General features: G+C 62.0%; 6 protein-coding genes. 4 read left to right on the top strand and 2 right to left on the bottom strand.

All coding sequences use genetic code 11. From position 1 onward, the window contains the following. Nucleotides 1–132: 132 nt before the first annotated feature. Nucleotides 133–1938, bottom strand: coding sequence for a GAF domain-containing protein (locus CJ226_RS17670; RefSeq protein WP_102209979.1), 1806 nt, complete (start codon nucleotides 1936–1938; stop codon nucleotides 133–135). 74 nt (nucleotides 1939–2012) lie between these two features. Between CJ226_RS17670 and CJ226_RS17665 the strand changes: the two genes are divergently transcribed. Genes CJ226_RS17665 through CJ226_RS17650 form a run of 4 tightly spaced genes read left to right on the top strand, consistent with a single transcriptional unit; the run spans nucleotide 2013 to nucleotide 6316 of the window. Next, nucleotides 2013–3455: an MFS transporter gene (locus CJ226_RS17665; protein ID WP_308409693.1), complete on the top strand. Its 1443-nt coding sequence runs from the start codon at nucleotides 2013–2015 to the stop codon at nucleotides 3453–3455. Between the two features lie 37 nt (nucleotides 3456–3492). Further along, entirely contained in the window at nucleotides 3493–4617 is a 1125-nt protein-coding gene (locus tag CJ226_RS17660; RefSeq protein ID WP_219720007.1) for an alcohol dehydrogenase catalytic domain-containing protein, read from the top strand. Further along, nucleotides 4614–6017: an amidase gene (locus CJ226_RS17655; RefSeq protein WP_180964653.1), complete on the top strand. Its 1404-nt coding sequence runs from the start codon at nucleotides 4614–4616 to the stop codon at nucleotides 6015–6017. Before CJ226_RS17660 ends, CJ226_RS17655 begins: the two co-directional genes overlap by 4 nt. Nucleotides 6018–6025: 8 nt before the next feature. Beyond that, entirely contained in the window at nucleotides 6026–6316 is a 291-nt protein-coding gene (locus CJ226_RS17650) for a muconolactone Delta-isomerase (protein WP_102209975.1), read from the top strand. Between the two features lie 761 nt (nucleotides 6317–7077). Here CJ226_RS17650 and CJ226_RS17635 read toward each other — a convergent pair. After that, the coding region (locus CJ226_RS17635) for a hypothetical protein (protein ID WP_219720005.1) at nucleotides 7078–7478 on the bottom strand (401 nt) is incomplete at its 5' end.

The raw sequence follows: 7478 nt of genomic DNA, 5'->3' as shown, positions 1-7478 counted from the left end.
GCTACGTTGGAGAACAGGTTCCCGTCGGAGCCGGTCCCAGATAACCGAGCCTCCACGAAACCCGGGGCGCTTCAACTCATCTCTCCGTATCCGCTCGACGAAGCTTGCTCAGGTCGTACACTGAGGGGTCGTCTATGGGTTGCGTTGTATGTGTTGGCGCAGTTTCCACATCTGCAGCGCGATCTGGATATCGAGCTTTCGATACCCCGCGTCCCATCCGCTTCCGAGCAATTGGCTGATCCTGCTCACTCGTTGACGGACGGTGCTCGGGTGGATGTGCAGGTCTTGGGCGGTTGCATCGTGATGTCGATCGTTACTCAGGTACCGCCACGCGGTCTCCGTGAGTGAGGTGCCGCGAGTCGCGTCGTATTGACGCAAGGGTCCGAGTATTGTATCTACGAGTTCTGATCCGAATCCCGCAGGGCTATAGCGGAAGAGCATTCCGGCGATCCCCAGCTGGTCGTGGTGGACTGCGCTGTTCGTGAGGTCGAGTGCAAGGAGGACATCCAACGTCGCCCTTGCTGCGTCGTAGGCGCTGGCCAAAAGCTCTTCGTCGAGAGCGCGAGATGCGAAACCGACCGTCGCTCGCACCCCGCGCTGGTGGAGCGCCTTATGAATCTGACTGCCATCGAAAGCGCCGCTCACGACGACGACAAGCTGATCTTTCAGCGAGGCGATCCCGCTGGACTCGCCGAGCAAGTGCCTGACGAGAGGGAGTACCTGATCCAACTCTGCATCGCCGACTTCGAGGACGCTGACGTGCGCTTGCGAGCCTGCACGAATACCGAACTTCGCAGAGCGTCGCAAGGCGCCAGCAGAATCACTGCGGGTCGGACTCACGAGAAGCTCGAGAAGCTCTGATTGCTGTCGCTGATCCGCATGAAAACGAGATTCTTCCATCAGGAGTATCACGCTGAGGACGAGTGCCGAGCGAGACACGAGTCGACGTTGTGCCTCTGAGAGCTGCCCTGCGGTGACGATGCGACCGAGGGATCGGTTCGCTACGGTTGCAACAAACGCCTCCGTATGCGGGACCGGGGGCGTGGACGGGATGAGATCTCCGGCGATCTTGGTCTCGGAAGCGTCGAGGACCGCTATCGCCAGGCCAAGTTCGGTTTGCAGCACACTCACGAGCTCATCAAGTGGATTCGGCGCGACGACACACTCCGTGAGGAGTCGTTCGTGGGTGCTGATGTGTTCGAGCTGCTGGACCTGGTCATCGAGCATCTGGCGGGTGGCATCGTGCTGGGAGAGCAGGTTGTGCATTTCTTGGAGGTGCCGAGCATTGTTGAGAGCGACCGAAGCGAGCGACGCGATGGACTCGACGGTGGAGACCTCTTCCGCAGAGAAACGGTGTCGGTATCGATTGCCCACGAGGAGTGCACCCATCAGGTTGCCGCCGCTTCGCAAGGGTGCTCCGAGGAGTGACTTGACGCCTTCTTGGTCGACTATGTCGTCGATCCCGTGGTGCCGAACGATGGCCGGATCCGTGAGGTAATCAGCCGTCTGTGCGGACGCATTGCCAGCCGCGACCCGCCCCAGCACACCGGTACCGAGAGGCATCCGAATGCCTCGGTACGCGTCGGTGATCACGCCATCGGTGGTGCGCATGTACGTCTCACCGGATTCGTAGTCATTCAAGCTGATGTATGCCATATCCGTCCCCAACAGAACGCGCGTGCGACGAACGATCGTGCGCAGAACCTTCTCGTAGTCGGTGATGGCGGCCAGATCGGTTGCGGTGTCGAAAAGTACCCGCAGGAGGCTCTCGCGTGCCGCTCCGCGATTGAGGGTTTCACGGATTCGACGGGCAATCTGCACAAGATCGCTCAAGTCGGGATCTGCGGCAAGATTTTCCATCAGGCGCAGTGGGGCGTCCTCGGTGCCTTCATCCTGGATAAAGGCGAACATGCGGCGGGCGGCATCGTGCACAGGCATGTCATAAATCTACATAGCTTGAGCATGTATATGGAATGAGATGAGATAGCAATTCTCTGACACCGCTCGCAAGATTGAAGAAGCTGACGAACGACGCGGCATTGCAGCCTTCTGACTCGTTCAGCGATCGGTTTGCGAATATCCCGAACACGCGGCGCGAAGCTGTACCGCGTTCCTGGACTCAAGGAATGAGATCAAACATGACATCTGCTGTAAAGGGACGGCAAGAAGTGACGCACATAGACAGCAACGAAGCGGGTCGAGTTGCAAGGGCAGCCTTTGTTGGGACCGCGCTGGAGTGGTACGACTATTTCCTCTTCGGCACCGCGGCCGCACTCGTCTTCAACAGACTCTTCTTCACTGACTTGCATCCGACGGCTGGGACGCTCGCGGCGCTTGCGACTTTCGGGGTTGGGTTCGCAGCACGCCCGCTGGGATCGGTCATCTTCGGGTTCATGGGAGACCGGATGGGTCGCAAACCGACCCTGATCCTCACCATCATCCTCATCGGTCTCGCCACCGGCTTGATCGGTCTTCTCCCGGACTTCGGAAGCATCGGACTCGCAGCTCCGATCCTTCTTGCCGTCCTCCGCCTTCTCCAGGGTCTCGCAGTCGGCGGCGAATGGGGTGGGGCCATGACGCTTGCCGTCGAGCACTCGCCGGTCGAGAAGCGCGGTCGCTACTCTGCGCTTGTCCAGCTTGGCTCCCCAGTGGGCACCCTGCTGTCTTCGGGAGCGTTTGCGCTTGTCCTTCTGTTCCCGAACGATGTATTCGACGCCTGGGGTTGGCGCCTGCCCTTCTTGGCCGCGTTCCCGCTGCTCATCATCGCTGTGGTCATTCGCATTCGTGTGGAAGAGTCGCCTGTCTTTGAGGAATTCGTGAAGCAGGAGCAGGTCGCCAAGATCCCGGCCGCAGAGGTATTCAAGACCGCGTGGGGTCGACTGCTCGTCGCTGTGGGTGCGGCGCTGCTCGGTGTGGGGGGCTTCTATGTCATGACGACATTCGCGGTCAGTTACGGAACGAGCACGCTCGGGCTTGACCGTCAACTACTCGTCAATGCGACCACGATCGCGGCCGTCGTCCAGGGTGTCCTCGTTCTTGTTGTTGGCCGCCTGTCCGAACGAATCGGAGCGGGGCGCATGACCATGATTGGCGCAGGGCTCAGTGCATTGAGTGCGTTCCCTCTCTACATGCTGATCGACACGGGCCACCCGGCGGCCGTGATCGTCGCCGTGTCAGCCGGCGTTGCGATTGTTTCGATCTCCTACGCCGTCACCGGCACATTGCTCACGGAACTATTCCCTGCGCGCGTCCGCTATACCGGAGTGGCGCTCGGGTACAACGTCGCCGGTGCACTCGCCGGATTCCTTCCGTTCATCGCAACCTGGAGCCTCAGTCTCTCGGGCGGAGCCTCCTGGCCAGTCTCCACGATCCTGATCATCCTGGCGGCGATCACCGCGATCGCCGGCTACTTCGGAGCCAAGCTGAGGATTGATGATGACGCAGACGCGACCTGACGCCCGACCCGAGGTCGTATCAACGGGGCAGAGGACGATTTCGGTCCTTGGTGCGGTGCTGGAACAGATGGAAGCGCCTCGGCCTTATGCTCAGTCGCGGCCCTTGCGGGTCTCCACGATTCAGTTGGAACAGCCGGGTGCGGGCGAGGTCATGGTGCGCCTTGAAGCCGCGAGCATCTGCCATTCCGATCTTTCTGTCGTCGACGGCACGCGCCGGCGACAGACACCTCTCCTGCTGGGCCATGAAGCGGCGGGCATCATCACGATGCTCGGCGAAGATGTCTCGGGTTTGGCGATCGGGGACCGGGTTGTGCTGACGTTCCTGCCGCGATGCGGAAATTGTGATGCTTGTGCGACTAATGGTCGCATCCCTTGCGAAGTCGGCTCGGCTGCGAACGGACGTGGCGTCCTTCTGGGCGACCATATTCGATTAACGCGGGATGGTGAACAGGTGTTCCATCACCTGGGAGTCTCGGCTTTCGCGAGCCATGCGGTCGTGAATCAGAACTCGATCGTTCGCATCGATCAGGATGTGCCCGCCGACGTGGCGGCGCTGCTCGGGTGCGCCGTGCTGACGGGTGGTGGAGCCGTGCTCAACTCGTTGCAACCGACAACGGGGGACACGGTCATCGTGGTCGGCCTTGGTGGCGTCGGCATGGCCGCGCTGATAACGGCCCTGGCGCTTGAGGGGGTCACAGTTGTGGGTGTAGACACGAGCCCCGACAAGCTTGAATTCGCAAGACAACTCGGTGCATCTGCCACCTACACGACGGGGGAGGCTCGCGCTGCCGGTATCCGCGGGACCCACGTGCTGGAAGCCGCTGGCCGAGCTGCCGCGTTCGACGTCGCATTTGAGTTAACCGCGCCAGGCGGCATCACTGCTACCGTTGGGCTTCCCGGTCCCAGCGACCTCAGCACGCTGTCTCCGCTCACATTGACTGCTGAAGCCCGTACGGTGGTTGGTAGCTACCTGGGGTCGGCGGTGCCGCAGCGCGACATTCCGAAGTTCGTCGAACTGTGGCGTGCGGGAAGGCTGCCGGTGGAGGCGCTCATCTCTGGCCGTATCGAACTCGAGGAGATCAACGAGGCGATGGACGCGTTGGCTGATGGCCTCGCGCTTCGTCAGATCATCACCTTTCCAGGCCAGGAGGAGGCATCGTGACCGATCGATCAGTGGGCAGTGGCCCGTTCGCGGGTGAATCGATAGCGACGCTGGGCGGTGCGCTTCGCGCCGGCAAGGTGACGTCGGTCGAACTGGTGACGCGCGCTCTCGAAGCCGCCGAGACTATCGGCGCGGTGATCAATTGCTTCGTGACACTCGATCGAGAGGGTGCCCTGGCGCACGCGGCAATGCTCGATGCAGAGCTTGCGGATGAGAAGGATCGTGGACCCCTTCACGGAATCCCGACGGCGGTCAAGGACCTGATCGATACTGCTGGGGTCGTGACCACGATGGGCTCCCGGCACTTTGAGCACCACGTCCCAGAGCAGGATGCTGCGGTAGTGGTCGCCCTCCGAAACGCCGGGGCGGTCATCATCGGAAAAGCGCACACGCATCAGTTCGCATATGGGCCGACGGGGGACAGAGCGCACACAGGCGCAGCTCTGAATCCCTATGACCACAGGTTGATGACCGGCGGATCCAGCAGCGGTTCGGCCGCCGCGGTCGCCGCAGGACTCGTGCCGTTCGCGATAGGTACGGATACAGCTGGCTCGGTACGCATCCCTTCAGCGATGTGCGGAACAGTCGGCTTGAAGCCTTCTTCTCACATCATCAGCACGGACGGTGTCTTCCCGTTCGGCCCATCCTTCGACACCGTCGGACCAATCGCTGCTTCGGTGGCTGATACGTACACGGTACTTGAGGCACTCTCCGGCTCGTCTGTGATCCGGCAGACGGACGTCTCTGTCGCACCCGGTCCGTGGTCGGCAGGTGTCGTAGCCTGCGACCTCATGTCTGAAATGGACGCATTCGTCAGCCATGCATTCGAGGCCGCGCTGGCGGCTATTCGCGAGCTCGGAGTTTTTGTCGATACCGTATCGCTCCCCGAGGTTGACGAGACGACTCACGCACACCTGTCGATGCTGTCGGCAGAGTCGGTCGCCATACACCACGACATGATGGAGCGCCAACCTCACTTGTACGATCCTGAGGTTCTTGATCGACTCCGTGCAGCTTCGGAAATCCCGGGGTGGCGGTACGTGGACGCACTGCAAGGGCGTCCACGGCTTCAAGCCGTCGTCGCTGAGCGTCTCGGTGACAGGGATGTCCTGCTGATGCCGACCGTGCCGATCAAGACTCCGCACGCGGATTTCGACGGCGGCGTGCCCGCGGAAGAGCGGGCGTACCAACGAGCGACCCTAAAGCTCTTCACAGTGCCCTGGAGCTTCCTCGACTTTCCCGTTGTGACGATTCCGATGTGGGGGCCAGGCGAGGAGTTGCCGGCGGGTCTCCAGGTGATCGGTCGCCCCGGCCGGGATATCGACCTCCTGCCGATTGCATCTGCGATTCAGAGCGCTCTAGGTAAGGCCGCGAACATGAGCGACCCGCGAGAGGATTGAGGGGGGCCATGCTCTTTCTCGTAAGGATGGATGTGGCGATTCCTCTTTCCATGCCGGATGGTGAGCGAACAGAACTCCTTGGGCGTGAACGGGTGGCGTCGCAGGAACTGCAAGAGTCAGGTCATTGGCGACACCTATGGCGGGTCGTCGGTGCGTTCGCGAACTACTCGATCTTCGACGTCGCTAGCAACGACGAGCTCCATGCCATCCTCGATAGTCTTCCGATAGCTCCCTACTCGAAGATGTCGGTGATCCCGCTTGCAACACACCCGGTAGCGCTCTCCGAAGTGCCCGCTTGAGCGGTGGTTGCTGCAGGCGTGCCCGGCTGGCTCAGCCCGGCGATCGGCCGCCGGGTCGTGCGAGTTTCAGGTGAGCGTCGCGGTCGAGTCCGACTGACCCGGGCAGCCCCGACCGTCACCCGCCATGCGCCGGGTGAGATGATGGACATGGGCTGGCTATCGTGGCGGCGAGCGGACCGCGGATGCCCACACCCAGGTGCGGTACGTCTTCCCGGCCAACTCGAAGCTGATCGCCGCCGCACGCTCGGTCCACGCATGAACAAGCGCGTCGACCTCGGCGGGGGAGTTCCTGAACCGCACCCATGCGCGCACCTTCTTCGGTCGAGGATCACGCGTCGTCGGCTGGTGGGCAAGGTCCAACTCCGCATCCGTGAGCGTCTGCGAAGTCCCGGTCCTCGCCAAGCGCTCAGCGTGCCGCGTAACGCCGATTCGCGCCCACTGCGTCCTCCCGGATACACGCTAGCGTGTCCCGAATATTTGTTCTAGACGCAACTGTCATGCGAGCGCCAGTTATCGATCACTTCGTCACCGTTTGGTTGACCCACGGGGTGCCGACGCGGATGGTGCTCGATGGTCGGCGATGGATCGTGACTGACACCCCCTACACGTCTGGGCGCTCCGGTGCGGTCGTGTTGAATGTGGCGGAACAGTGCGACGGGTGGCGGTTTCAGGCTAGCCGGGCTGGGCAGAGTTTCGTGTTCGATGTATTCGCTGACGCGGGCGGACACTGGCACGTGCACCGCGTGTACGACTGACTACCGTCACCACACGATCGGGATGAGGGAAACGAGGAAGCCGACCACCGCGACGATGATGCCGGCGAGCGCGACGGCCATGCATGCGCGTTGCGCGGGTGGTGAACGCCGCTGGAGCGCGAGGCGATCCGGATAGCGGGAAAACACGTAACCCGTCGTCGCCAACAACTCGTTTCCTTCGTTGGCTTCCGGGGCCGTCAGGGGACGCGAGTAAGTGTGATCACCGACCGACCAGAGGACGACGGGCTGTGCGTCGAGATCCTCGACGATGGTCACACTGACGGCCTGACGCGCGTTGTCACGGGCACGTAGGATCAGGGCAGCGATGAGGAGGTGAAGCGCCCCGGGTTCGGTGGAGGCTCTCAACTCACGGAGGATGAGAGTCATGGCAGCACCGAAGAAGTACC

It is taken from the genome of Microbacterium sp. UMB0228 (genome assembly GCF_002871415.1).
Lineage (GTDB): Bacteria > Actinomycetota > Actinomycetes > Actinomycetales > Microbacteriaceae > Microbacterium.
Note: the sequence above shows the minus strand (reverse complement) of the source record. Positions and strands in the feature narration are given on the sequence as shown.